Origin of the sequence: Pyrolobus fumarii 1A (genome assembly GCF_000223395.1) — an archaeon.
GTDB classification, from domain to species: Archaea; Thermoproteota; Thermoprotei_A; order Sulfolobales; family Pyrodictiaceae; genus Pyrolobus; species Pyrolobus fumarii.
The window spans coordinates 129,010-154,227 of sequence record NC_015931.1 but is presented as its reverse complement, the minus strand read 5'-3'; the positions used below and the strand labels follow the sequence as shown (position 1 = coordinate 154,227).

Below are 25,218 nucleotides of genomic sequence, written 5' to 3'. Positions count from 1 at the left end.
GACGTGTACCCATAGCCCTTCAGTTAAACACCCGTTTTTAGCTTAATGCTCTAGAGCCAGTATCTTTGGCCAGAGATTACCGTGGGCAACTACTCTCTCGTGCACGATCTTAAGACCTATACGTTCAGCCACGTTCTTCACGTGTACATGCTCAGTGGTTATCATGACAAGCCGCCTGAAGTCTAACCTGCTTATTTCGCGTAGAAAGTCCGTATACAATGCTCGTATGTCACGCGGATTACCAAGCCTAATGCCATATGGTGGATTGAGAACTATTCTATCAACGCTCTTGACAACCTCGCTAATACGCCTAGCATCATGGACATAGAATTTCATACGCTTGTAGACTCTAGCCGCCATTGCATTCATCTTAGCACCCCTGATATGCAACGGATTGAAATCTGAGCAGATTGCCCTGGCATCCTCAAGGAATAACAAAGCCTCTATGGGTATGGTACCCCCACCGCACATGGGGTCCATAACAACTTCGCTATCACGCACACCACTTATGATCAACATCGCATAAGCTAACGTCGGCTTCAACGAGGCTGGATGCTCGTACACCCTGTAACCTCTACGATGCCATGAAAGGTCACCACCAAGCTCGATAGAGACATAGAGCTTGTCAAACATAACATCGACGGCTATAATCACGTGGGGATGATCCAAGTCTACTGGGGGACGTTCACCATACACACTTCTAACAAGATTTATAACAGCATCACCAGCTACACGGGCTATATCAAGCGATGTGTATTCGTGCTCCCCTACTCTCTCTGCTCTTACAGCAAAGCTCACACGCGGAGTGATATACTCGCTCAGTGGCAACGTCTCTATAAATTCTCGTATATGCTCGAGACATGCTCGTTCTCTACACACGCTGGTCTCGCCAAGCAAGATTCTTGCACGGTGAATAGACCGTAACAGATCAACACGATAGAGCTTATCCTCAGCCACTTTAGCTATAACACGTCCTCGTAATTTATCTGCCGATACTATACTCGCGTTCAACTTAGCTGCTATTTCCTCAGCCGCTATATCCTCGATACCAGGGTTTGTTGTGAAAATCAGCGTATACATTCTTCCGCCCCCAACTCTAAAGCGAGCTTCTTTAGGAAATACGATAGGCTACTCGCTTCGCCGGCAGTCAAACCAGCCTTAACAACCATATGTCTAATAGCGGGCAATACCTGCGCCAACCTCTCATCTTTTACAACACGCTCAGCTATACACTCCAATCTTTTTATGACGACGCGTATGTTCTCTTCACGCGCAGGCTCTATCCTAAACTGTGACTTCTTCAATCTAAACTTCTTGAACATCTCGTAGAGCAGTATACCGACAGCATGCGAGAGATTGAGCACGGGGTACTCACGGCTGGCGGGAATGGAGACTAAGAGATCACATTTGGCTATCTCTTCTCGTGTAAGACCGGTACTCTCGCGGCCAAAAACAAGAGCAACACTACTATATCCTTCAACCATCTCGACAAGCTCCCAGGGCGTCACAGCATGTCTGAGAACATCACTCTTCTGTCCCACACGGGCAGAGGTGCACGCTGAAACAGCTACATCCTTCAAAGCATCATCAAGACTTTCAACTATAACAACACGTTCAAGCACATCACGCGCATGGGCAGCAAAGCGTAACGCAGTCTCATCGACCTGCGCCACAGGTTTAACCAGGAATAGCTCATCAGCCTCAAAGTTCTTCACGAGTCTTGCTATGAAACCAAGGTTAATCGGTCCCTCAATACCAACTACAACAACACGGATCTTCAATACTACATCACCTGCTGCTGCCGAAACACTTCAGCGCCAATGAATATACCTCGGATGGTGAAAGCTCGTAGACCCTGCGCTCGCCAACATCGTTAACAAAATCACCGTTTTCACAACACGACCTTAGTACCTTTGCAACACGCTTGTTACGCTGTGAAAAGAGACAACGTGTGAACTCTTCTACTATCTCTATCTCGCTAGGTGAGACAGCATCCTCGCGTAATCGTAGATTTACCGTCTGGGAGTACACCTCGGGAGGCGGGTAGAAGGATGAGGGTGGATATACATTTCCTAGCTTAACCTCGTACACCAGTTGAACTAACACTGTCAATCTCCCGTAACTCGACGTTCCAGGCTTGGCTGCAAGCCTCGAGGCAACCTCGCGCTGCACAGTGAAGATAGCACTCTTAGGCCTGAATACCTTAACTAGCCTTGAGAAGAAAGGACCTGTTATCGAGTAGGGTAGATTCCCTGCCATACACTCCACACGTTCAAAGAACAATTCCAGTATATCGCCATACACAACGTCTATATTCTTATGCTCGCGTGCTACTTCCCCGAGCAACGGTATAAAACGCGCATCAACCTCGACTCCAAGAACGTATCCTGCATTATCACTAAGCCTGGAAGTTACCACTCCAAGACCAGCCCCTGGTTCAACAACGTAGTTACATCCACGCATGTTACGCGCAATTTCAAGCACAAGTCTTGGGTCGACCACAAAGTTCTGGCCTAAGCTTCGTCGCGGCCTAATCTCATGAGCTCTGAGTACTCGCCTCGTCCACTCTAACAGAGCTCTCTTGCTCGCTAGCGGAGGTCTCACCACTTCCCACCCTAGAATACAACACTTTCAGCACGTTAAGCACCACTATGTCACGCCGCTTTCTCGCCTTAGGCGGCGGATTTACAAATAGATAGTATCTCTCCTCGCCCTGTAACTCGCGGATAATACGCTCAGTTATCACCTTGACAGGGTCTATGTGTACACGTCTCTTGATATCCTCGAAGGACTTGAATGGCTCGCGTTCACGCTCGTCAAGGATTTTCATCATAGTCTTTTTCCCTATACCTGGGAGCAGCTCGAGTGTGTGGAAACGTATGTTAATAGGCTGGGCAACGTTGAAGAACTCTACAAAGACACGCTCTTTCCTCTTTATTATCTCGGGTACTATCTCCTCTAGCTTCGTCCTCGCATAAGGTGATAACTCCTCATAGTCTATCAGAACAGTGCTACACTCCTTCACACTACTATTCTCGCCCTCAAGCCAGATCCTAGAACCAACAGCTATCTCTACATCCTCACGAGGCAATGCCTCCATGAGAGTAAAGTACTCGTCACCCACAAGCTGCAGATAGTCCTGCTCTCTATGCTCGCGGTGCCTGTCTTCGGGGTTAGGCGGCCTAAAGTCCAACACATAGGCTGTCCGCTCCGGCGGCTTTCTACATCTATGCCGGTGCGGCCTTCTACCGCGAGGACGCCATTCACGCCTAGTCTCCATGTCTATTTACCTCGTGATACAATACAATCTTTAAGGAAGTTAAAACACTAAGTCTTTCGCAGAATCACCGACCACGGATAAAACCACATATTCCTTATTGTTGCTGCCCACAAACCTCGTCTAGTACCTCAATTATCTTCTTTAGATCCTCGTCGGTGAGCGTCAAACCAGTCTTTGCAGCCGCAAGTATAGCCTTTAACTCGTATACTGTGCGCGGCCTTATGTTGACTATCAGCACACATGTATACTCGTTCAACCCGAATTCAGTCTTTAGCCTCTCAACAGCCTTCACAGCATTATCCGACGTACACTTAGAGAACATACGTAGATAGTTCAGGGTTCGATATACTATTTCGCTGTATGGTTGCTCCTCTCCACGCGGTAACGCCTCAGCTAACAGCTTGTAGGCATATGGTATCGGCACATAACGGATATCCTTAATCTTCAAGCTTTCTCGCCCTCACTCTTCTTGCCCCCAGAGAGAGCCTCTGACGGGACGGGACGTAGATGCTCCGGTCTCACTATCAACTGTTTTACCTTACCACCAACACGTACTTCTACGATATAGCACTTACCGCGCTTCCCGACAACAGTGCCTGTTTTACCGTGATAGCGGCGGTGAGGCATACCCTTCATTACCGACGGGTTGATTATTATGTAGACTTTATCGCCAGGCTTGTACTCATGCATTAAGAGGCTTAGTGGGGGTACTGCACCCTTCTCACGGATGTGTTTGCGTAGAAGCTTCCTTGTGCGATGGCGAAAGCCCTTGGGTGGCTTTACCATTACTCACACCTCCCCGAGCCGCACCCGAAACAAGGCCTTCTTTAACCCTTAGTTTCGTCTCGACCTTAACCACATCAAGCTCTACACAATGGGCTTGCTTACCCAGTGCATCGGGAAAGCCGGGCCAAGTATCCTCGCCGCTCACAAGCTCCTTAATGTACAGGCCTCCTTCAGCTCTGATAAAGGCTATGAACAGATTGTCGGAGATCTTGTAAGCACTTACCTCGTAAACTTTACGCTCGCGTATAATGTCAGCTCTACGGTGTCTAACTCTTCGAGGTGTACGTTGCCTTACAAGCCTTCCCTTGAAGAACTCGACAAGCTTCTCAATATCCTCGTGCGACACGCCATCTGGAACATAAACTAGAGCGCGATATATCTTAGCGTGTCTCTCCTCGCCTTCAACACCTTTGACTACACTTCTCATAAACGATCTAGTCACACGCTCAATAAGCACGGTCTTGAAGAGTCCAACCCACTCATCGTTAACACTTCTCTCCGCGTCCTCAATTTTCACTCTCCGCCTTCTAGGCTCCTTAACCTCAACAACTATGGGCCTACCAGAGCCCAACATTCTGACATCAACATCTTCGCGTCCAGCAGCGTGTATCACTATCTCGGAACCCTTATAGAGCTCTAGGAGAGGTGTGTACGCATCTTGCACCGAAAATGGATACCTCTTCACACCGAACGACGTTATCCAAGAGGATTGTGACACTCTCCTTGCAGTCTTCTTGTAGAAGCCTAGGATCAGTATAGGGTTTATGGTTGCTTCTATGCGGCCGCTGGGATATTCGACGAGTAGAGTCACATCCGGATTCGAGAAATCCACGCTAAATCCTAGGTCGCGTAGCCTCTTACCAACCTCGCGTTTTAATTCAGCAGCGATAGACTCTGCATGCACAAGCCCGTAGTTAGCAACTATGCTATCTTCGACACCCCTTACCTCTTCTGCAAGCCTAGCACCGACGACAAACGACTCTGCCTCAACTTCACGCAGGAGCCTTGCTGCACGCTCAACAACCTCGTTAACCACCTTGTCAAACACTCCACCACACAGAGGGCATACAATCTCGGTGCGCTCCACGCCAAGCTCCTCGTAAAGCCTTGGAGCAGTGTTGTATAGCGATGCTGAAAGCCTCTCTAGGAGCTTAGATGCTTCCTCATCACCCTCCCTTGCAAGACGATGTAACACCATGATTATTATCATCTTGATTGCCTCTCCTCGCTGCTTGTTGCTCCATCCCTTACCTAGCAATGCGAACATCCTACCAAGACAACGGTCGCAAAGCGGGTACTCTAGGAGTACCTGCAGACTCTTCACTATGATATCGCTAGCTACGTGTGCCACGCGCTCCTCCATCCCTTCCATACAACCACCTATCCATCATCGTCTGGACTATACCAGCACGCAACCATATCACAATGTTGCCTACCAGTTCTACATTCACAATGTGTCTGCAGGAGAGTGACGAGTCATCGATCCCCGGAAAAATCACTATATTCGCATCGCGTAGAGCTGGCGGCAATATCACATCCGCGTCTTGTATGTGTAGTTGCCCATCCTCTAGGTATAGGCACACATCAGCATTAACAATTGAAGGCCTGGTGACGGTGACGCCACGCAACTTGCCTTGCAACGCTCTCCGCACGAATCCTGACAAACTATCAGCATCCATACGAAGATGACGCACCCTTCTGCCATCGACAACAAGCCTAACACTAACTCCACGATACACTAGATCAGTTATAACTCGCGTATCTCGACGTATACCATAGGAAGTTAGAAGTGAATATCCTATGACGAGGCCAACATCAATCAGAGGAGGTTCTTCACGAAAAGACGCATATACTATACGCATACAACACGCTCCCCAGCCTACACTCCACCAATGTTCCTGAGTAGCCTTTCGAGGGCACCCTTCTGCTTCTTAAGTCTGCGTAGCATACGCTGAAGATTACGATAATAGTTCACAAGCTCCTTAACATCATCTAGCTCCACGCCAGCACCACGAGCTATCCGTCTCATCCTACTCTTGTCGATAATCTCTGGATGGTCTAGCTCCTCGTAAGTCATTGAATCCATTATTGCAAGCCACTTTCGTATTTTCTCTTCACCAAGCTTTGCAATCTCATCAGTAACTGCTAGGCCAACACCAGGTAGCATCTGTAACACTTTTCTCAGGGGGCCCATGCGGGTAAGTTGACGCAACTGTCTATAGAGTATTCGGAAGTTCAACTTCCCCTCAAGCATCTCTTCAACAGTCTTCTCGAACTCCTCAGCAGCTTCTAGCCGCTTAATCCTCTCCAGTATACCCTCAATATCACCCATTCCAAGGAGTCGCGACACAAACCTTCTAGGATTGAATACCTCGAACTCCTCTACATCCTCACCAGTACCTATGAACTTTATTATGGCACCCGTGGCAGCAACGGCAGATAGTGCTCCGCCGCCCTTGGCTGTACCATCCATCTTTGTAACGATTATACTACCGATTGGCGTAGCCTCATGGAACCTCTTCGCTAGATCGAAGCTCTTTTGTCCCATAGCCGCATCTATTACAAGCATAACCTCGTCAGGTTTTATCGCCTCGGACATCCTCTTCATCTCCTCGAGAAGAGCAACCTCGCTACCATAGCCGTGACGACCTGCAGTATCGACTATCACTATGTTTGCACCGCGTTCTTTCAACTCTTTGACACCGCGAGTTGCAATACCAACTGCGTCACGCGAACCAGGTTCACCATAGAACATGACACCAATACGTTCAGCAAGCTGTCTTAACTGATCATAAGCACCAGGCCTATACACATCAGCTGCCACGAGGCCAACTTTATACCCCATTCTCTTGTAGAACAGAGCTAGCTTTGCAGCCGTAGTTGTCTTACCGCTACCCTGTACACCAACAAGCATGATGACATAGGGTGTATAAGGTGGTTTAACCTCGGGTTCCCGGTCGCCACCGAACAGTTTTACAAGCTCCTCATACACTATCTTGAGGAACCAGTCGCGGCGACTTGCTCCAGGCGGCGGTTTCTCCTTTAATGCCCGCTCACGTATACGCCGAGTGAGGTCGAACACGAGCCTAACGTTAACATCAGCTGATAGGAGGGCACGCTGTAGATCACGTATAAACTCTTCAACAGCACGCTCGTAGGGACCACTAAGTCTTAGAAACTTCCTAACGGCGTCACGGATAGCATCAAGTCCCGGCAAAACCTGCCCCCTGTAATACTTGAGATACTCCTCTGGTGTAAAAATGGGCCTTAGCCGCGTGGCGGACGTACACGCACGATTAGTCTCTTACCCATGACATTCCAGTACTCGATCTCCGCGCCGGGCTGGAGCTGCTCCGCTAGCTTTGGATCCTTAGGCTTCTCTGCCTCAAACGTGTCAAACGTCTCTAGATCCATAATCTGGACTGTGTCCCCAGTTACCGCGAGCACCTGGCCAACCCTCTTTTCGATAATCGGCACCTCTACACGCTGGTCAACAGGAGCTATCAGGGTCTTCTTGCTACCCGTGAACAACCCAATAGCAACTATGTGCGCCTTAGCACTGCCGTGCTTACCAGTCTTCGCCTTGCTAATCTCGACTATCCTGCACGGCTCACCATCAATAATAACGTAGCTGCCTACCTTTAGGTCGCCAACAGTCGCATACGTGTAGCTCATGCTCGCACCCCAACACCATCACCACGGGTTAACCCCTTAAAAACGTAAATAGAGCCTCTACGTGCAAATTATTATCGCTTCCATCACCCGTGAGATACACTGAAGATTGAAGCGCTTGCACACAACACATCTTGCCATAACACGTTTGCACTCTACAACACTATAATGGCACCACCTATCCGCACAACCATGCCACCCTTACTTTATCACCATCCCAACGATTATTGAGAAAACATTTGAGCCACGAGCTACACAATTCTCAGGATGTAGTAGCCTTGTGAGACACGTGTTTCGCCTATATTGTAGGCGAGCCTAGCTTCGTGCACCGGACTGTTAATCACTAGGGTATGATACTCTCCATGTTCACCTAGTGGGTCGACACCAACCTTCCTGGTATAGTCTGCAAGTTCCTCAACAGTCTCACGTGAAAATACCCTACCAAGCCATTTTCGCATTCTCTCGTTAGCGCCTATAAAGACCGCCTCTATACCAGCCTCGGCCTCCTTGTATAGCACCTCCACTGGGTCCATGCCCCATAGGGGTTCACGGAGACTAGCACCAGCTTCCCTAGCAACAGACTCCATGTAACGAAGGTGATCTTCTATATAAACATCGCCAGCTACAATCTCATCAACACCAAGATGTTGAAGTAGTTTTACAGTTTCCTCTTGCTCACGCCCTCTGTGCAACCGGGCTACAATGATAGGTACGCCCACGAGGGCGAGTGTCTCTAATGTCTTTCCAAGGTTAAAGAGGTGGGGATTAGGACGAGGAAACTCATAGAGCAGCACAATACCATAGTCAATAGGCCATGCTTTCAACGCGGCAAACAAGGAATCCTTGCCACCCGAGAGAAGAGCCACGCGCACCAAGGAACCCAGACAGGTATAACAAGATACGCCCAGTGAATAAAGATGCACGCCACGTTATGAAGCAAACACTAAGTTGAGTGTATTAACTCGGAACTAGCAGCAAAGCATCGTCAAAAGAGCCTATTCTAGTATTAGACATCCATAGAACTCATCAATAATCTACTAACACTTGTTCACATCATTAATTATCATACCTGTTTGATTACCTGCTACTCTTCCGGTAGAGTTCGTAGAGGTGTTATTGACTCTCTGTCTTTACGTGTTCTCGAACAGGTGGGTAACTTACCCTTGCTCGCCGCTTCGTTGAGCACGGCAAGGATGATGTCAAAGATTGGAATCTACTTGTCTATAGTGTATCTTTCTATTGGCATCGTGCTCGCAATGAGTGGCTATACCGCCCTACTACACCCAGTTTTGACTAGCTTTGGTGCAATGACTGTCTTTGTGTCCGGCGTAGCTATAGCCTACATTATCTCGATAAGACCACGTAAACCTCTATACCCTGTTCTCCTAGTTTTTGGAGCAACACTACTCTATGTAGCAGCATTGATATGGTTACATAGTCCCGTCTATGGTCTTGCCACTCTCGCAGTGGGGTTTGCCGCCCTAGGCCTTGGTACACTTGGCACTAGCATGATGGCAAAGAGTGGCACTACGGTACGAGCATCGCTGTTAGCCTTAGGCTACACATTCCTATTCACGTCAGCATATCTTATGATAGCAACAACATCATTACAACTGAGTCTCCATCCCACGCTCCTAGGTTATATCATGGCATTTCCGATGCAAGTCATCTATGCAGTAACATTACATGCACTACCATCAACATACAATATCAGACCATCGAGAATAATCTATGCTGCCTTCCCCCTCGCTTCCCTATCTTCACTACTCCTACCACTGCTACCACTCTACGGTGCACTAGCCGCAAGCGCAAGCCTTCTCATATTCACTTTTTCATCAGGCTTCACGCGTATACCATCAATACTCAGGAAGCTCCCTGCAAACAGAGCCGCTGGAAGAGCACACAGATACTTCCTCATTGGCCACCTCTACGCTTTAACATCGATAGTGCTAGCCACAATACTGCTGATTAGCTATGGAATAGGCATTGCGCCACAACTATATCTTATACACTTCCTACTCATAGGCGTTGTATCAACGTTCATAGTCATACACGCACCCCTGATGCTACCCGTCATACTAGGGACGAGAACAGCAAGACGCTATAACCAAGCACCATTCGCATCACTATTAGCCTCCGCAGTAACATGGATCCTAAACCGCGATATCTCACTCGTTCTATTCCTAGTGGCACTTGTATCTACACTACTCATAGTAAAGCCCACAAGACCATTGCCAACTATACTCAAAAGTCCCACTAGACAATCAATGAGCGGGAAACACCCACCTTAGACTTGTATGAGCACAGCTAACACTAAGACCTCTTTAACCCAACGTAAACGGGCTCCATGCGCTATACGCTTCTAGTTTCCCAATGCCATCCTCAGAACGATAAGCTAGAGTATCATGTTGTAACAGACGGGAGGGGAGAAGAGTGGCGCCGCGGCCGGGATTTGAACCCGGGTCACGGGCTTGACAGGCCCGCATACTGGTCCGGGCTATACTACCGCGGCACCATGTACCTCCCGCCTCACCCGGGGGATAATTATACTTTTCGTACCCTGCTGTTTTGACTAGTTGGTTAACTACCCCTCTGGTTCCACTGGAGCCCACCGCATTCGATAACATTGCACTTGGGGTGCACAGCTGTCGAGTATCAACGCCAGACGCACAGGATGGGATCCTCACCCCTCGGGTTCCACTGGAGACACGCTACCTCCCAACCTAAACCAAGTAGCAAGTTGACATCAAACCTTGCAAGATTCTCTTACCCACTTTATACAAAACTCGTTTTGTATAACAATACATTCTTTTTGACTCAACAGTCAAGCAAGGATAGAATTAGGTAACAAGGCGTGGGCAATTGTCTTCTCCAGTGGAAGACGGGGGGTGCCTGTGTGAACAAGATCGGCGAGGAGATACGACGGCTTCGCCTCGCTGCAGGTCTCTCACAGCGTGAGCTTGCAAGATTGGCTGGTGTCAGCCAATCACTGATCGCTAAGATAGAGGCCGGGAAAGTCAACCCGCGTGTTGAGACACTTAAAAAGATACTTGATGCTCTCGAGGCTGTGCTTCGCCGGCTTGATCGTGTGGAGGCATATGCGTCAAAACCTGTCATAACGGTTAGAGTGGACGAGCCTGTTAGGAAGGCAGTTGTGGTTATGGATAGGTACGGGTTCTCGCAAGTTCCCGTGGTAGATGAAAAAGGGCGTGTTGTTGGCACAGTGATTGAATCTAGTGTGTTACGCGCTATTATTGAGAGAGGATCACAAGTTCTTGATGAACCCATCGAGCGTGTAATGGTTGAACCTCTGCCTACGGTAAAGCCGGACGAACCCGTGATGCGTGTGCTGCCTTTGCTAGAGAGGTATCCGGCGGTGCTTGTAGTTGATGACGAAAATAGGCCCATTGGTATTGTCACAAAGATTGACCTGATTCGTGGTCTTTCCAGGTCGCCTATCGGTGGGCTCCAGTGGAACCAGAGGGGTGGTTAACCAGGTGGTTAAAACATGACATTCGTACCTGGTACAAGTAGTATGTCGCTAGCTGATGATGGTGTCGGTTTCAAGCCTCGCGGTCTTGCAATGCGTGTGATACGCGCCAATGGCATGTATAGGTGGTGCCATGCCGAAGGAGGAGGTTCAACAATCATCCTAGGCAAACGCTCTATTACTTCTACACCTTTTACGCCATAGACTATCGTTCCGCACTCGCTACACTTGTACACGCTGTCTCGCACTCTAGTTGTTCTAGCGTTGCATTTTGGGCATGGTGGTGCCAAGTGCTCGTATCTTACGACACCATCCAGTATAACAAGGCGTTCAACGTTCACAGTTAGGCGTCCACGGTGTACACGCACGCAGCCCTCCAGAGTTACACGAGCCCATAACAGTCTAGAAGCTATATGGCGTAACTCTCCGGTCTCACGATAGAATGCAGCATCTATGCAGCCACTATCGTCGCAGAATTGCGCTATGACATGACCGCCTCCGATAATTCTAGTGTTGCCGAGTACACCATGCAAGCGAATACAGTCATAGGGCTTGATATGCTCAACTAAATCGTCTCTAATGTGTACACCTGTGTGCTGATTACTCCTATAGATAATGGCGTGCGTGTAAAACTCACGCGGTACAAATTGAAGCGAATTAGCTAGAGCCTCTGGCGTATCGCTCCTAACGCCAGCCAATACGGGATCGGGGCCATGTGGCTGGATCAAGGCACGGCCTGTCGCATAGTCTATACTCGCAATGCCGTAGAAGCCGAGGACGTGGTCCAGTTTCCTAACAGCATCTTGTTCTAGCTGTGGCCGAGTACCCCATAATCGAGGAGGCATGTAGACTAGGAGTTCGAATGTGTGATCAAAATCAAGGCGAGCGCCGACACCAGCTAGGGCCCCCACTATACTATTCCCCTCTGCAACGAGCACCTCTGCACCATCTAGTTTCAACTTGTTAAGTGCTTCCCATGCATGTTTGATTGGTACTAGGCGCGTGAGCGCATCATAGTATAGTCTTGTAAGGGTGTGCTCACGGCGTGGCAGTGCCTCATCGCTAAACAATATAGCAACTATGCTTGCTTTAGTCTTAGAACCAGTAGACTCTGCATATTCGACAAGCATGTCTCTTGCTATCATTGCTGCACGTCTTGCTCGCTCGACACTATCAGTGCTAAACCACAGGGTTACGGAGCCGTTGCCACGAGTCTTCATAGGTATAGACGGATTGAGGCGTACAAGCCAAGGATAGTCAGCTGGCGTGAGGTTCTCGCGTAGAGCTAGACGAAGAAAGATGAGGGAGGCGAGGTGTGTAGTACAACCGCCGGAAGGCGAATCTGCACCATCAAGAGCTATGGCTAGCAGCATAAGTTACCCGCCGGGGAAATGTGCAAGTATTGCTATTTACTTGCGTTCGAACTCCTTACCCTCTATGACGACATGCGTTAGTGTTGCGCTTACATGCTTAATCTTCCTTATACGCTCGGATATCGCGCTTCTGAGTGTTCTAAGGTCATCAGCCTTGACTATAGCGATTATGTCGTACATGCCATACACCACGTACGCTGCCTTGACCTCTGGTATCTTCTTTAGCTCCTCAAAAACATCATCCTCGTGGCCGATTTCAACATTGATCAAGAGTACAGCGGTAGGCATAGCCAGTGCCCATAGTCGTCAATCCAATAAGAGGAATTTAAGGTAGACTCCAAGGGTGAAGCCTACGCCAAAGGTATACGTAGTTCACTACCGCGAGGATGATCCGGGTAAATGTACAGCGCTGCGTATGGTCAGAGCGGGTGAAGCCATTATTGTAAGACGGCCTCCACCAGGTACACTCCTCCTAGACCCCTATGCGGCTACGCCAGTGTCACAGCTAGATGCAGATATCGTCGTAAAACGGGGTGTTACAGTGATAGACGCCTCATGGAAGAAACTAAACGGGCATAAACTCGAGATGATTAGGAAAAGGACAAACCCGCGTAGGCTACCACTACTCTTTGCAGCGAATCCACCGCATTACGGGTTAGCATTCAAGTTGAGTAGTATCGAGGCCGTGATAGCAACATTATATATAACAGGCTTCAAATCAGAAGCCGAGAGGCTAACTAGATTGTATAAATGGGTGTATAACTTCATAGAGCTAAACAGGGAGCTTCTCGATGCATATGCAGCCTCAAAAACTCCCGAAGAAATACTCGAACACGAGGCTACACTCCTATCAAAAATATTAGAACGCGAAGTCAAGCCAGCAGAGGTACCCACTATAATATCACGTATACTTCAGTACGATGCAAGATGAAAAGCTTATACCTCCTTTTGTCAACCGAAGTTATGTGGAGCGCGGGGGTGCCCGAGCCAGGTCAAAGGGGGCGGGCTCAGGACCCGCTGGCGTAGGCCTGCGTGGGTTCAAATCCCACCCCCCGCACCACTCCTCCATTGCCAGATGATAACATACTAAGAGACCCTCACGATGTGAGCTGTTGACATTTGCTTAAGAACTATTGTAAAACCGACGGTCGGGTAACATATGTGCCGCGCCACGGTTATCGCATCGTATATCCTGACGATTTAACATGAGACGTGTAAAGCGAACTGTAACAGGCCTGAGTAACTCATAAATTGCCAGAAGGTGACATGTGATGCGTTACTTACATAATCTTGGCTAGTAGGTCTAGCCCTATGATTGCTGCTATGAACCCAGCAGCTATTATCATGACTGCTACTGGCGATAACTTGATCTTTGCATCCTCTTCTTCATAGAATGATAGAAGTCCAGCAGCACTCATTATACTTGGTGTTGTGTCGCGTGCGTGTTCTCGCTTCTCACTCCTCTTGTTGGAGGGCATGTGGTGTTCACCACGCTATTTCCGCTTTAATAAGGGGTATTAGAGGGTGACTTTGGTGACGCGTCATGGAGCTGTCATGTGTGCAACGCGAGATGAAGAGGTTGTACTATGAGCGTGACAGTGTACGTGGTGTGTATGCAACGTTTGTGTGGCTTGTTGAGGAGGTTGGCGAGCTCGGAGAGGCTATATTGAAGGGTGATTTAAAGCAAATTGAAGAAGAGATAGCTGATGTTATTGCCTGGACTTTATCGCTGGCGAATCTGTTGGGCATCGATGTTGAGGCCGCTTTCAAGAGGAAATATCCGGATGCAAAGTGCTAGCATCGCGGCTACAATAGGAGTTAACAGTTTCGACAATCTCAGTTGCCTTCTCTGGCTGCCTCTCTAGAAGTGTGCCTATCACTATTGCATCGGCGCCGGCTTCTAGCACCGCTAGCGCCGTGTCAACATCCCTTATGCCTCCACCAACAATGAGATACACATCATTGCCTACAACTTTGCGTGTTAACTTCACTGTTTCGGGAGGTATGTGTGTATGTGCTCCTGAGCCCGCCTCCAGGTATACAAATTGCATGCCGAGATACTTGGCTGCGAGTGTATAGGCTGCAACAAGCTCCGGTTTGTCGAGCGGTATAGTTTGTGCTCTGCCTACGTGGCCTGCCGCGCCACCCTCACCAACTATTATGTAGGCTGTTGGTAACACTTCAAGACCTAGGCGCTTGACTATGGGGGCTGCGGCTACCTGCGCACCTATGATCCAGTAAGGGTCTAGGGAGTTCAATAGGCTCATGTAGAGTATCGCGTCCGCGTTAGCGGCTATATTGTTGAGTCCACCGGGGAATAACACGAAGGGCTTATCTATGCCAGCTTCCCGTGCACGGGTTATAAGATCGTCGATGTCGTAGGGTGTAACTCCTAGACTACCGCCTATGAGCACAACAGTAGCTCTTGTCAAAATAGGTATCAGCTTGTTAATATCAATAGGCTTGTCCGGGTCGAGGAGCGCAAAGAACGACTTGCACCCCTTCTCTTTACGCTCAAGTAAAAGTTTCTTCACTCGACCCCTCCACGTACTCCTCGCCATGCTCAGCTTCACCCGCAAGCTCCTCGAGGCTCAACCGGCGCTCCTCACCAGACTTCAATATCTTGTACTCTATCTTGCCCTCTAGGAATCCATCAAGGAATTTGGAGTAGACGTCGACAGGCTGGAATATTGGCGGTACCCACATCTCAGCCTGCAAGCCGCACGTGCCACACTTTATGATGGCTTTGTAGTAACCAGTATTCTGGTCAACCTCCTTCTTGTTAATCTCGACTACGAGTGTCTCTGCCTCGCAGTTCGGGCAGCGAAACGCAGAAGGCATCGTCGGCCTCCTGATAATCAATTTCTTCCTTCGCTTCCTCCTTCTCCCCACAATCTCACCCATTGAGGTACACTGGTCGTTGTACTCTAATTAGCAGTGTGGCGGGGCCCGCCCCGGCTATAACCCGCCTTCTGTACTTCGGCCGCATTTGGCTAAGCGGGGCGGCGCGCCAGTCGCGCGGCCCTCATCGGCGCGCCCCCTTGCACCCCGGGGGGCGGCCGTTTCAACGCACCCGCCTGGGTCCTCGGGGGGTTGCTGACCCTCGGTTGCCCGAGGGTCCTCGCCCCCTCATCGTCATCCCGCAGGCGGGCGTGTCGTTTCTGTGCCGTTGCCGCGGGTTTCACCCGCGCCCCCTTTCGGGGCCCCGGTGCCGCGGGGAGGGCGGAGTTTCCTCAGCCTTGCGGCCGTAGCGGCCAGCCGGGGCGGGCCCATAAGTCTTAAAGTGGAGCACCCGGGTTATTAAGGTAGGTCTTTAATACTGGTTTTTGAGGCCCGTGCGCGTGGGGATTAGAGGATGTCGCAGCAGCGTCCAGCGAGTCCACTTCGTGTGCTACGCGAGGCAAGAAACAGGGTTATCCTTGTGAAGCTAAAGGACGGTAGCGAGTACATTGGTAAGCTTGAGTTGACTGATGGAACGATGAACCTCATACTAAGTGATTGTGTTGAGGTTGATAGCGAGACTATGGAGCCCAAGGTGAAATACGGGCGGGTGCTTATACGCGGTAGTATGGTTGTATTTGTTAGTGTTGATTACGAGTTGTACGGTAAGTTGCCGGAGGTGAGTGGTGCGTGAGGATTGTTGTTGAGGAGGTGCATTGGCAGCCGGTAGAGGAGCTAAGTGTAGAGCTGGTTGAACGAAAGGGTGTTGGCCATCCTGATTACATCGCTGATGCGATAGCTGAGGCGGTTAGTCGCGAACTATCCAAGTTCTACCTCGAGAGGTACGGATACATCCTCCATCATAACGTTGACAAGGTATTGGTTGTCGGTGGTCAAGCCGAGCCTCGTTTCGGCGGTGGCGAGGTTACGCAGCCCATATACATACTTGTCTCGGGTCGTGTGACTACCGAGGTTGTACGTGAGGACGGTGTTGAGCGTATACCGGTAGGCTCCATAATACTGCGTGCAGCAAGGGAGTGGATACGGAACAGTTTCCGCTTCCTTGATCCAAACGAGCACGTGATTATAGATTATCGCGTTGGTAGGGGTTCTGTGGATCTGGTATCCGTCTATGAGGCTGGCAAAAAGGTACCACTAGCGAACGATACTAGTGTTGGTGTTGGCTATGCTCCTCTCTCTACGCTAGAGAGGCTCGTCTATGAGACCGAGAGGATGCTTAACAGCCGCGAATTCAAGGAGAAGGTGCCCGAGTCTGGCGAAGACGTTAAAGTCATGGGGTTGAGGCAGGGCAAGAAGATAGTGCTTACCGTTGCAAATGCGATGATATCGAGGCTAGTCAAAGACAAGGATCATTATGCAAGCGTCAAAGAGGAGATTAAAAACGCTGTTGAGGACCTAGCCGCTAAGTTGGCTCCAAACTATGATGTGGAAGTGCACGTGAATACCGCTGATATGCCTGAACGCAACATATTCTACATCACGGTTACTGGTACTTCAGCCGAAGCGGGTGACGATGGCGCCACCGGTAGAGGCAACCGCGTGAATGGCCTCATAACTCCAATGAGACCTATGAGCATGGAGGCAGCGGCAGGTAAGAACCCAGTAAGCCACGTAGGCAAGATCTACAACGTGATGGCTCGTATAGCAGCTGAGAAGATACATCGTGAGGTTAAAGGTGTACGTGAGGTATATGTTCAGCTACTAAGTCAGATAGGTAAGCCGATAACGGAGCCCCTAGTAGCCAATGTGAAGATACTTCCAGAGGAGAGGTTAACCAGCGACATGATACGGGAAGCGGAGGCTATCGTCGGTGAAGTGATGGGCTCGTACAGGGAGATAACCGAGCGTATAGTTCGTGGTGAAATTGAACTCTTCTAACATCTTTCTCTGTTAGCCTGAAACGTTTCTAACGACCCTATAAGTAAGAGACTATCAGGCCCCGGCCCGTGTTTCACGCGGTTGACGGGGGCGGCGTGCCCCAGGATGAAACCGCGGGGCGGACTAGCCAACCTCCTCATCAGTTTCGGTGGCGTATCGTTCACGGCGGTAGGCTTCCACGAGTCGGCGTAAGCTGTCTGCATCAAGCAGCAGGTTGTTCTCTTGTGTGCTTCGTTTTCTCAGTTCCTCGTCTATGCGTAGCTTCTCGAGAATAGCTTCTTCTAACACTTCGGTGTCTACTATGGCGATATCCTCTTTCACTATCACCCTATCGGGTGGTAATAATATCACGGGTATGTTGTTAGCCTTTATGATCTCCACTATGTTCTGCGGGATTGTCTCTGGAGCGAGTATGGCAACCAACTCGTTCTCTACGAGTTGCACGAGTACGCTCTCATCTAGTATGCCAGGCTCGTGCAAGTAGATAACACGTGTAGTCCAATATAGTGGATCGTTCATGAGACGGCGTAGGCTCGTCTTGTTCAAACCTTTCACGGCAGGTACGAGCGCCTTAACACCCATTGCAACACTGCGCATGAGTTCCAACATTCTTCTCTGTGAGACTGTCAACTCCTCTACGTGTTTGCGTAGCTTCTCTAGCTCATGTTGCAGAGACTCTATCCTGTATTTGTACTCGACTAGTTTTTCTTCGGCTTTACTTGCAGCCTCGAGCTTTGCAAGCCTAGCCTCGTTCTCCAGGTGCTTGCTACGTTCTATGCACTCTTGTAGCTTCTTCTCAAGCACTTGTATACGTGCCCTAGCAGCCTCAAGCTCCTCCTGTAACTTACTTATCGTCTCGTTATTCACGTCTTGATGCTGTTGCTCTTTTTGTGTATGCCTAACACTCTTCACCGGCTTAGGAGGTTCTTCGACGAGTATGCGTTCTATCTCTGCCTCTAATGCCTCAGCGATAGTAAGCCCCTTCAACACAGTAGCCTTGAGATTATCGATACTAATCTCAGCGGGGTACTTTGCAACAGTAGACTCTATTTGACGGAACTTGCTAGAATATTCACGATATGCGCGCAAGGCTGCAGCTAGAGCATCTCTCTCATGAGCATTAAGTCTCGAAATCGATAATCGAGACGAGATGCTCGCTACTAGTTCCTGCTTCTCGTCGACAGTTAGGGAGTATGGGGGTGTGTATAGGGGGACACCCAGGCTAGATGCAAGCTTCTTGACAGTCTCGGGGGGCGGTGTTACATCAGTCGCTATGAGTACAGGCTCTCCATGCCTTTTCACAAGCTCTATTATCTCAGCGCGGTCTAACCCTTTCCGACTATAGACAAAGACGGGGTTGCCGTGCAGGTCTACTGCAGCTACACCCGTAACTATCCCGGGATCGACGCCAACTATCAGGTAGCGTCGTGGTGCTTGCTGGTCTCGGATGGACTCGAATACTACGCGGCCCGTATAAACTGGTCGTATTTCTATGCGAAGGTCTCGTCCCTTAAACCGTCTTATTATGCCGTACAGTGCTGAGCGCGGCGCATACACTATGAAGACTGCGCTCTCTAACCCATACCCGCTCTTACGGAATATAAGGTCATAGTCAAACCCGTGCTTGTCGAGAAGCTTCTTGATAATCCTTGTAGCTCTTAGTATTGAGGCCTTCACTCCCCTCTGGTAACGAGCCTGGCTCATACCTCCGGAGGAGCCATGCCTCGCCCTAGCAATGATTATCTTAGTCTTCTCTTCTGTAAATGCTACACGCGAGCCAAAGCCCCGTTTAGCGAGCACGGCAACAAGATAGGCTGTTTTACTCGGAGAAAGCTTGCCCTCTACACGTATACCTGCTAAAAGCGCGAGACTTCGAAGATCTACAAAACTCCCATCAGGATTACGCGTAACTTGTACAACCTCAGTCTCGTCGGGAAGCATGGATAATACTTTACGTAATAAGCTCTCATCTTCACTCAGCTCAAATATGTTGTCGCATGCGAGAAGCCGGGGACGGTACTCCCACACAAGGCGAATCAGACGTGCTAGTGTCACATCTTCCTGCTTGAACACGAGCTTCTCTGCAGAATCTATGCCCACAACAGCAAAAAGGCCACCCGGCTGCACATCAAAACCTATAACCTCTACACTCCGTCCCCTGCCCGACGCCTGGCTGTTCAGCTGCAAACCTGTAGCCCCGACCCCCTGTGGCAAGAATGATAGAACTGACACTAAATTAATCTACCACTTGGCTATGCACTCGTGAGCCTTGATGCATAACGCTTCCTCTGCCACTCTTTATACCATCCGACGAGGCCAGTCTTCAATGCAAACTTCTTGCCGTAGACCAGCACTCCCTTCTTAGGCCCGAGTGTGACGCCAGCCAACGGTCTACAGTCTGTTATCAACGGCTTATACCTGGCGAGTTTGCTGGAACCTGTTACAAGAGTTACAATATTGCGGGCTGCTGTCTTGCCCTGTCTCATAGCCTCTCTAACCATCTTGAGCGCATAGCAACCTTTGCACTCTACGCAAGTTACATCACCTGCTGCGAATATGTTGCCAGCCACGCGAAGGTAAGGATCAACGCTAAGATAACCTCCCTTCACGCGTTTGATTCCGTCAACACGTATCTCTGGCGTGCATGCTTGCAATCCAGCCGCCCATATCACTATATCGGCTTCAATGCTGCCACGAGTAGTTTCTATGACACCTTCTTTGACTGCTGTCACGCGTGCACCATACAAGGTTTCAATACCCAACTTCTCAAGCTCTTGCTGTACAAGTCGTGATGCCTTATCATTACGGAGGGCGGCAAGAGGCTTATCCATCATATCAACTAGGGTTACGTGTATGTCGTTACGGCGTATCTTAGCTTCGGCTGCGACCTCCACACCCACAAGACCCGCACCAACGATAACAATACGATTAACCCTGTCTATCAAGTCACGTATCTTTACAGCTGCGTCAACAGTATACAACGGTATGCTGTGTTCGCGCGCACCCGGTATGTTAAAGAATGCTGGTGAAGCGCCAGTAGCGAGAAGCAGATAATCATAACTTATCTGCTCACCATTCTCGAGTATAATGCGAGACTGTTCTACAACGGTTACGCGTTGCTTAACAAGCTGGAAACCATTCCTCTTGGCATACCTTTCGACGCTCCACGCGACATCCTCGGGGTTTAATCTGCCACCAGCGACTTCCGGCAATGCTGGCAGAAATACAAGCTGGCCATTGGCGCTCACCCATATGCAGTCGAGCTTCTCGCCGCATAGACGCCCGAGCATGCTGACAGCCTCAACGCCTGCAAATCCAGAGCCAACCACGACCACACTCTTCATGGCACAATGCCTAACCCTAGCTGTTCGGCCCAGGGTACTTAACTCCAAGCCTTATAGGGGGTTCAATGCATTAGCATAGAGGGCCCCGCCGGTCTCACACCCGCAGAGGCCCGGCAGCGGAGGCGATGAAGCGGGGCGGTCAGGCGGGGCACAATGCTTGTGGGGACATCAAACGCTCAACCACAACTGTTTATGACGGATGTGTTGGGGGTCCCTGTTTCTGGGGATGAGCGGGCCCCCTTGCGCCCCTAGCCCGCGGAGCCCGGGGGAGACCCGGGCGGTGAGGACTGCCGGGCCGGTAGCGACCCGCGAAATATAGCTATCACATTTTTCAAGTGGTAGACATGGACTAGATTCTCGCAGGTGCTGATGTTGGCAGTAGTACGTAGGGGACCGTGCGGTGAGATAGTAGGTAACTATACTGGCGTTAGTGAAGAGAAGGTTGTTATGAATAATGTTGAGTTGAAGGGGGTGTGGATACGGTGGCTCATTCGTGGTGGAGAAGCGCGTGGTTTTGCAATGAGAGTGTTTAGAATTGAGCCTGGTGCAGTGATACCAGCGCATACGCATCCTTGGGAACATGGCATCTTTGTATTGAAGGGAGAGGGTGTTGTTCGTATAGGTCGTAGTAGGTATGTTGTGCGTGCAGGTGATTACCTATTGATACCGCCTAACGTGGAGCATGAATACGTAAACGTGGGTAATGAGGATTTTGAGTTTATCTGCGTGATTCCGTCCAAGGCCACTGTTGACGAGAAGTACGACCCTTGTAACAAGAGTTAGGCCTATATACCGTTACGCGCGGGGCCCGTGGTGGGATACTTGCCGCGCGTCCCAGTGAAGCTCGTGACATGGGATGAAATAGTTGAATGGGCGTACGGGCTTGCTAAGAAGATAAGAGAGGACGGGTATAAGCCAACTGTCATAATAGCTGTGGCGCGAGGTGGTTATGTCCCTGCTAGGCTACTATGTGACTTCCTTGGTGTTGAAAACCTTCTAAGCATACAGAGTCAGCATTGGGTTGCTGCGGCTCAAGCGTCCGAGAAGGCTATCCTCAAATTCCCCTATCACGTTGATCTGAGTGGTCATCGTGCACTAATAGTGGATGATATAGTTGATACCGGAGAGACACTGATGCTCGCGAAGGAGTTCGTACAGCGCGAGTGGAAGCCGGACGAACTCAAGGTGGCGGCTCTTCAATGGATAAGCACTGTTGCAAAATTCAAACCGGATTATTACTACATTGAGGTGCGTGAATGGGTATGGTTCCAGTATCCCTGGACGAGACTAGAGGATACCATGCAGTTCATAAAGAGGATGATGGAGGAGGCTGCTAGAGAGGAGGGTAAGCGCGAATGGACCTACGACGAGATCAAGAAGAAATTCGTTGAGTGGTATGGTGTGGATGTAGGCGACCTCTATTACCGTGAGGCGCTACTGATGCTAGAGGAGCGAGGCATCGTAGAACGTAAAGATAATGTCTATGTCTATAAGGGGTGAATCTCTGTTGAGTTGTAATCGGCTGTGATGTGACCAGCTATCGCTGAGGCTAGTGATGAGATTGGTCTTTGCTGAGCAGGTACTCCTCGTAACTCCTTCTTAATCGTGCGCCAGCCATTCTAGCAGCCTTTTCGAAATCTCGTGGGCGTAGAGGTAGCCACTTAACAAGCTCCTCATACAAGTCCCAGTCAACATAAGCGCCCTTAGCTCCACGAATAACACGTGATATTTCAACATACGCTCTTATGCGGGCCTCATGGGGAGGCGTGACATCGTATAATGCCCTTTCAATATTACCATCGTAAACGTAGCGCGCAAGTAGAAGGGCCTCGACGAGCGTGTTGATAGTATGAGGAACTCCTATAATGCTTCCGCGAAGCGATATCCTGCGTCTCACAGCACCTTCTATCGGTAGTTCGCGAGTAGCTCCAGGCCTAGGCCTCTTATCCACTATGCCACCTAGTATGAAAACATCGGCCTTAACCACCTCATCGGGTTGCAAATCTTTGTCGGCATTAGGGTCAAGTAGTATCCTTAACCCAGTATACCCTCTAACGTCTAGAGCATCATCCGTGTTCAGGCTACTCATTTGCACCTGCATGGTTGCCATGAAACTCTTTAACCATGCACGTACACCCTCAGCGGCATTCGTCAACAATAGATGACGATCCCATAGGAATCTCCTAATCACACCGAGCGTGGCTGCCAACTGTCGTCTAAGGCTTGAAGCCTCATCCAGATTATGCATGTGTAGTTGTGCCAGGTCGATAACTATGAGTGGCTTAGGCTTCTCGGGAAGAAGGGACACTATATCGTCGTGCTCTATACAGTAGCTGCTTTTACACCTATGTTGATAGTAGGCTGCATCGGCTTTTACATCTCCAGGCCCAAATACAAAACGATATTCACGCCCTTGATAATTCAAGACTTGATCGATGCCACCTTTTATACGCGAGGCTTCGCCTACAACTCCACTCCATACTAGAACGCGCAGAGCAACCTCTTGGAACCCATTATCCCTAATACGTCTTGACTTTATCCATGCACCAAGGCCTAGGTTATACCAGCCATATTCGTTGAGCAACCGAAGCAACTTATAGAAGAGGCATTCATTCTCGCATACCGTGTTATACCTTAATATCTTCAAGACCCTCAGCCTCCGTGAGGATCCTCACTCATCGGAATGTTGAGAGGAGGCTCATCACCGGTGGTGGGCGGTCGGAAGGGGGTTAATCCTCACCCTTCGGGTCGGGGAGTTTATCCTCATCCCTCCATCCCCAGTGCTTCTCGAACCGCCCGTATAACGTATCTGATATCCTCGTGTGTCAGTTTGGGATGCACTGGGAGGCTAAGCACTTGCTGTGCTGCTATAGCAGCGTTAGGGCATATCTTCTCGGCTGGGGGATATCCCAGCGCGCGATAGAATGGCTGGTCTGGCAGAGCTCTAGGATAGTGAACTGCAGTCTCTACCCCACGCTCGCGCAACCTACGTGCGAGTTCATCGCGCGTTATGTCTACCCGTTCAGGATCGACTCTCACCACGTACTGATGGTAAACGTGTCGATAGCCGGGTTTCTCTACAGGTAGAATGAGGCCAGTATCGCGCAGACCCTCGCTTAACATTCTAGCATTTCTTCGACGAGCTTCATTCATCCTCTCTAGTTTCCGAAGCTGGGCTAGGCCTAATGCCGCTTGTAGCGATGTGATCCTCATGTTGAGACCAAATGTTACATGGTTATACTTGCTCTCCTGACCGTGATTTCTTAGCATTCTCACACGCCACGCTATCTCATCGTTACTGGTTGTTACAGCGCCACCCTCACCCATGGTCATGTTCTTTGTGGCATAGAAGCTGAATGCAGCTGCATCACCCCATGCCCCTGCCTTAACACCCTCTAAGCTAGAACCGTGTGCTTGTGCAGCATCTTCGATAAGCACTATGTTCTCCTCCTCGGCTAGTCGTTTCAACCTCTTCATATCGGCCATGTGGCCGAACAGATGGACTGCTATGATAGCTCGCGCCCTCCTAGTAAGCTTCTCCTCCACATCCTCCACGCTTATGTTGTAGGTCTCAAGCTCTATGTCGGCAAACACCGGCTTGGCTCCGAGGGCAACTACGGCTGCAGCTGTAGCTGCAAACGTGAAACAAGGCACTATGACCTCGTCGCCAGGTCTTACACCGGCGGCGTACAACGCAGCTATCAAAGCCATGGTGCCATTAGCCACGGTTATGGCGTGTTTAACGCCGATATACTTTGCAAACTCTTCTTCAAACTTCTCAACGTATGGGCCTCCCGATAACCACCCGGAACGCAAAGCTTCAAGAACAAGAGTTATATCATCCTCCTCGAGCAGAGGCTCTGATATCCGTATGGTGCGCGACGACATGGTGAATTCCCTCACTCACCTCTGGCTTGCACCTTCAGCGTTTAGCATAATTTCAATAATAGTGTATGGTCGGTGGAGGAAACGCGCAGCTAAACTAGCAATGATAGGATTAGCAATGTACTACTTGGTGTTGCTGTTAGAACATCTAGCTTAAGACTCGAGTATATCCTCGAGTGCCTCTAGTATATCCAAGACATCGCGTTTTACAGTGGATTGTACGCGTATACCCTTCTGGCGTGCAAGTACTTCCAACTGGTTCGCAGCTTCACTCAAATCGTCTAGAACCTCCTCTATAAACTCTTTGGCACTCTCGTCACTCTCCGCCTCACGGAGATCATCGATGTAATCGCGTATATCACTATACTTTAGACGTAGATACAAGGTATCCTTCTCTAACCGGACCTCGAGGCTAATGGGAGCCGAAGGATGACGAGCTATGACGACAGAATCGCTAGATTCCACCTGGTAGCCTCGCTTGCGTAATAAGCCGGCGAACTCTTCTATGCGGGACAAGGTCCCCGCCAATTATAGCACTAGATAATGCGG

The 25,218-nt window shown here is 49.7% G+C and carries 29 protein-coding genes, 2 tRNA genes and 1 other RNA gene; 9 read left to right on the top strand and 23 right to left on the bottom strand.

The window, feature by feature from the left end:
- Nucleotides 1–42 precede the first annotated feature (42 nt).
- The 11 genes from PYRFU_RS00920 to PYRFU_RS00870 all read right to left on the bottom strand — a co-directional run bounded on the left by PYRFU_RS00920 (nucleotide 43) and on the right by PYRFU_RS00870 (nucleotide 8,610).
- A complete protein-coding gene (locus PYRFU_RS00920; protein WP_014025721.1) occupies nucleotides 43–1,080 on the bottom strand; it encodes a THUMP domain-containing protein in 1,038 nt (345 codons plus the stop codon).
- Nucleotides 1,068–1,781 carry an RNA methyltransferase gene (locus tag PYRFU_RS00915; protein WP_014025720.1) on the bottom strand — a complete coding sequence of 238 codons (714 nt, stop codon included), beginning with the start codon at nucleotides 1,779–1,781 and terminating at the stop codon, nucleotides 1,068–1,070. The genes PYRFU_RS00920 and PYRFU_RS00915 overlap by 13 nt, the downstream gene beginning before the upstream one ends.
- Before the next feature lie 7 nt (nucleotides 1,782–1,788).
- Nucleotides 1,789–2,604: a 16S rRNA (adenine(1518)-N(6)/adenine(1519)-N(6))-dimethyltransferase RsmA gene (gene rsmA, locus PYRFU_RS00910; RefSeq protein ID WP_052296901.1), complete on the bottom strand. Its 816-nt coding sequence runs from the start codon at nucleotides 2,602–2,604 to the stop codon at nucleotides 1,789–1,791.
- A complete protein-coding gene (locus PYRFU_RS00905) occupies nucleotides 2,537–3,280 on the bottom strand; it encodes a DUF655 domain-containing protein (protein ID WP_014025718.1) in 744 nt (247 codons plus the stop codon). Before PYRFU_RS00905 ends, rsmA begins: the two co-directional genes overlap by 68 nt.
- A gap of 94 nt (nucleotides 3,281–3,374) precedes the next feature.
- Complete coding sequence (locus PYRFU_RS00900) at nucleotides 3,375–3,728, bottom strand: RNA polymerase Rpb4 (protein ID WP_014025717.1); 354 nt, start codon at nucleotides 3,726–3,728, stop codon at nucleotides 3,375–3,377.
- The gene (locus PYRFU_RS00895; RefSeq protein WP_014025716.1) at nucleotides 3,725–4,066 is read right to left on the bottom strand and encodes a 50S ribosomal protein L21e; all 342 of its coding nucleotides are present in this window, start codon (nucleotides 4,064–4,066) and stop codon (nucleotides 3,725–3,727) included. Before PYRFU_RS00895 ends, PYRFU_RS00900 begins: the two co-directional genes overlap by 4 nt.
- Nucleotides 4,002–5,438, bottom strand: coding sequence for a tRNA pseudouridine(54/55) synthase Pus10 (locus PYRFU_RS00890; protein ID WP_014025715.1), 1,437 nt, complete (start codon nucleotides 5,436–5,438; stop codon nucleotides 4,002–4,004). Before PYRFU_RS00890 ends, PYRFU_RS00895 begins: the two co-directional genes overlap by 65 nt.
- Nucleotides 5,401–5,928, bottom strand: a complete 528-nt coding sequence (locus PYRFU_RS00885) for an RNA methyltransferase (RefSeq protein ID WP_014025714.1) — start codon at nucleotides 5,926–5,928, stop codon at nucleotides 5,401–5,403. The genes PYRFU_RS00890 and PYRFU_RS00885 overlap by 38 nt, the downstream gene beginning before the upstream one ends.
- Before the next feature lie 17 nt (nucleotides 5,929–5,945).
- Nucleotides 5,946–7,283: a signal recognition particle protein Srp54 gene (locus PYRFU_RS00880; protein ID WP_014025713.1), complete on the bottom strand. Its 1,338-nt coding sequence runs from the start codon at nucleotides 7,281–7,283 to the stop codon at nucleotides 5,946–5,948.
- A 50-nt stretch (nucleotides 7,284–7,333) separates the two neighbouring features.
- Nucleotides 7,334–7,741 carry a translation initiation factor IF-5A gene (locus tag PYRFU_RS00875; RefSeq protein ID WP_014025712.1) on the bottom strand — a complete coding sequence of 136 codons (408 nt, stop codon included), beginning with the start codon at nucleotides 7,739–7,741 and terminating at the stop codon, nucleotides 7,334–7,336.
- Nucleotides 7,742–7,989: 248 nt separating this feature from the next.
- Nucleotides 7,990–8,610, bottom strand: a complete 621-nt coding sequence (locus tag PYRFU_RS00870) for a TTX_0299 family putative ATP pyrophosphatase (RefSeq protein WP_048191272.1) — start codon at nucleotides 8,608–8,610, stop codon at nucleotides 7,990–7,992.
- 291 nt (nucleotides 8,611–8,901) lie between these two features.
- On the opposite strand from PYRFU_RS00870, the gene PYRFU_RS00865 reads away from it, so the two are divergent.
- The gene (locus PYRFU_RS00865) at nucleotides 8,902–10,029 is read left to right on the top strand and encodes a hypothetical protein (protein ID WP_014025710.1); all 1,128 of its coding nucleotides are present in this window, start codon (nucleotides 8,902–8,904) and stop codon (nucleotides 10,027–10,029) included.
- 143 nt (nucleotides 10,030–10,172) lie between these two features.
- Here PYRFU_RS00865 and PYRFU_RS00860 read toward each other — a convergent pair.
- Nucleotides 10,173–10,250: transfer RNA gene (locus PYRFU_RS00860), tRNA-Asp, on the bottom strand.
- Nucleotides 10,251–10,634: 384 nt separating this feature from the next.
- On the opposite strand from PYRFU_RS00860, the gene PYRFU_RS00855 reads away from it, so the two are divergent.
- Complete coding sequence (locus tag PYRFU_RS00855; RefSeq protein ID WP_014025709.1) at nucleotides 10,635–11,231, top strand: CBS domain-containing protein; 597 nt, start codon at nucleotides 10,635–10,637, stop codon at nucleotides 11,229–11,231.
- 8 nt (nucleotides 11,232–11,239) lie between these two features.
- Here PYRFU_RS00855 and PYRFU_RS00850 read toward each other — a convergent pair whose 3' ends face one another.
- Together PYRFU_RS00850 and PYRFU_RS00845 are read right to left on the bottom strand one after the other, a co-directional pair.
- Nucleotides 11,240–12,601 carry a TiaS agmantine-binding domain-containing protein gene (locus PYRFU_RS00850; protein WP_014025708.1) on the bottom strand — a complete coding sequence of 454 codons (1,362 nt, stop codon included), beginning with the start codon at nucleotides 12,599–12,601 and terminating at the stop codon, nucleotides 11,240–11,242.
- Between the two features lie 36 nt (nucleotides 12,602–12,637).
- On the bottom strand, nucleotides 12,638–12,889 hold the full coding sequence (locus tag PYRFU_RS00845) for an Lrp/AsnC ligand binding domain-containing protein (protein ID WP_014025707.1): 252 nt from the start codon (nucleotides 12,887–12,889) through the stop codon (nucleotides 12,638–12,640).
- A gap of 55 nt (nucleotides 12,890–12,944) precedes the next feature.
- Between PYRFU_RS00845 and PYRFU_RS00840 the strand changes: the two genes are divergently transcribed.
- A complete protein-coding gene (locus PYRFU_RS00840) occupies nucleotides 12,945–13,532 on the top strand; it encodes a DUF367 family protein (RefSeq protein WP_014025706.1) in 588 nt (195 codons plus the stop codon).
- A gap of 41 nt (nucleotides 13,533–13,573) precedes the next feature.
- A tRNA-Leu gene (locus tag PYRFU_RS00835) sits at nucleotides 13,574–13,661 on the top strand.
- Between the two features lie 220 nt (nucleotides 13,662–13,881).
- On the opposite strand, the gene PYRFU_RS00830 is transcribed toward PYRFU_RS00835, so the two are convergent.
- Nucleotides 13,882–14,079, bottom strand: coding sequence for a preprotein translocase subunit Sec61beta (locus PYRFU_RS00830; RefSeq protein WP_014025705.1), 198 nt, complete (start codon nucleotides 14,077–14,079; stop codon nucleotides 13,882–13,884).
- A gap of 65 nt (nucleotides 14,080–14,144) precedes the next feature.
- Here PYRFU_RS00830 and PYRFU_RS00825 point away from each other — a divergent pair, with 65 nt between their 5' ends.
- Entirely contained in the window at nucleotides 14,145–14,399 is a 255-nt protein-coding gene (locus PYRFU_RS00825) for a MazG nucleotide pyrophosphohydrolase domain-containing protein (RefSeq protein ID WP_048191269.1), read from the top strand.
- On the opposite strand, the gene PYRFU_RS00820 is transcribed toward PYRFU_RS00825, so the two are convergent.
- The 3 genes from PYRFU_RS00820 to rnpB form a co-directional block, all read right to left on the bottom strand.
- Entirely contained in the window at nucleotides 14,368–15,162 is a 795-nt protein-coding gene (locus PYRFU_RS00820) for a phosphoglycerol geranylgeranyltransferase (RefSeq protein WP_048191263.1), read from the bottom strand. The genes PYRFU_RS00825 and PYRFU_RS00820 overlap by 32 nt on opposite strands.
- Nucleotides 15,116–15,493 carry a zinc-binding protein gene (locus PYRFU_RS00815; protein WP_048192148.1) on the bottom strand — a complete coding sequence of 126 codons (378 nt, stop codon included), beginning with the start codon at nucleotides 15,491–15,493 and terminating at the stop codon, nucleotides 15,116–15,118. Before PYRFU_RS00815 ends, PYRFU_RS00820 begins: the two co-directional genes overlap by 47 nt.
- A gap of 57 nt (nucleotides 15,494–15,550) precedes the next feature.
- Nucleotides 15,551–15,868, bottom strand: an RNA gene (gene rnpB / locus PYRFU_RS10095) — RNase P RNA component.
- An 88-nt stretch (nucleotides 15,869–15,956) separates the two neighbouring features.
- Between rnpB and PYRFU_RS00805 the strand changes: the two genes are divergently transcribed.
- Together PYRFU_RS00805 and PYRFU_RS00800 are read left to right on the top strand one after the other, a co-directional pair.
- Entirely contained in the window at nucleotides 15,957–16,235 is a 279-nt protein-coding gene (locus PYRFU_RS00805; protein ID WP_014025701.1) for a U6 snRNA-associated Sm-like protein LSm6, read from the top strand.
- Nucleotides 16,232–17,440 carry a methionine adenosyltransferase gene (locus PYRFU_RS00800; RefSeq protein ID WP_014025700.1) on the top strand — a complete coding sequence of 403 codons (1,209 nt, stop codon included), beginning with the start codon at nucleotides 16,232–16,234 and terminating at the stop codon, nucleotides 17,438–17,440. The genes PYRFU_RS00805 and PYRFU_RS00800 overlap by 4 nt, the downstream gene beginning before the upstream one ends.
- Before the next feature lie 123 nt (nucleotides 17,441–17,563).
- Here PYRFU_RS00800 and PYRFU_RS00795 read toward each other — a convergent pair whose 3' ends face one another.
- Together PYRFU_RS00795 and PYRFU_RS00790 are read right to left on the bottom strand one after the other, a co-directional pair.
- Nucleotides 17,564–19,627, bottom strand: coding sequence for a DUF460 domain-containing protein (locus tag PYRFU_RS00795; protein WP_014025699.1), 2,064 nt, complete (start codon nucleotides 19,625–19,627; stop codon nucleotides 17,564–17,566).
- A 65-nt stretch (nucleotides 19,628–19,692) separates the two neighbouring features.
- On the bottom strand, nucleotides 19,693–20,784 hold the full coding sequence (locus tag PYRFU_RS00790) for an NAD(P)/FAD-dependent oxidoreductase (protein ID WP_014025698.1): 1,092 nt from the start codon (nucleotides 20,782–20,784) through the stop codon (nucleotides 19,693–19,695).
- Between the two features lie 372 nt (nucleotides 20,785–21,156).
- On the opposite strand from PYRFU_RS00790, the gene PYRFU_RS00785 reads away from it, so the two are divergent.
- Together PYRFU_RS00785 and PYRFU_RS00780 are read left to right on the top strand one after the other, a co-directional pair.
- A complete protein-coding gene (locus PYRFU_RS00785) occupies nucleotides 21,157–21,567 on the top strand; it encodes a cupin domain-containing protein (protein WP_014025697.1) in 411 nt (136 codons plus the stop codon).
- A gap of 39 nt (nucleotides 21,568–21,606) precedes the next feature.
- The gene (locus PYRFU_RS00780; protein ID WP_014025696.1) at nucleotides 21,607–22,284 is read left to right on the top strand and encodes a phosphoribosyltransferase; all 678 of its coding nucleotides are present in this window, start codon (nucleotides 21,607–21,609) and stop codon (nucleotides 22,282–22,284) included.
- 49 nt (nucleotides 22,285–22,333) lie between these two features.
- Here PYRFU_RS00780 and PYRFU_RS00775 read toward each other — a convergent pair whose 3' ends face one another.
- The 3 genes from PYRFU_RS00775 to PYRFU_RS00765 all read right to left on the bottom strand — a co-directional run bounded on the left by PYRFU_RS00775 (nucleotide 22,334) and on the right by PYRFU_RS00765 (nucleotide 25,185).
- Entirely contained in the window at nucleotides 22,334–23,431 is a 1,098-nt protein-coding gene (locus tag PYRFU_RS00775) for a tRNA (guanine-N1-)-methyltransferase (protein WP_014025695.1), read from the bottom strand.
- Nucleotides 23,432–23,547: 116 nt separating this feature from the next.
- Nucleotides 23,548–24,672: a DegT/DnrJ/EryC1/StrS family aminotransferase gene (locus PYRFU_RS00770; protein WP_014025694.1), complete on the bottom strand. Its 1,125-nt coding sequence runs from the start codon at nucleotides 24,670–24,672 to the stop codon at nucleotides 23,548–23,550.
- Between the two features lie 150 nt (nucleotides 24,673–24,822).
- Nucleotides 24,823–25,185, bottom strand: a complete 363-nt coding sequence (locus PYRFU_RS00765) for a DUF305 domain-containing protein (RefSeq protein ID WP_014025693.1) — start codon at nucleotides 25,183–25,185, stop codon at nucleotides 24,823–24,825.
- Between the last annotated feature and the right edge of the window lie 33 nt (nucleotides 25,186–25,218).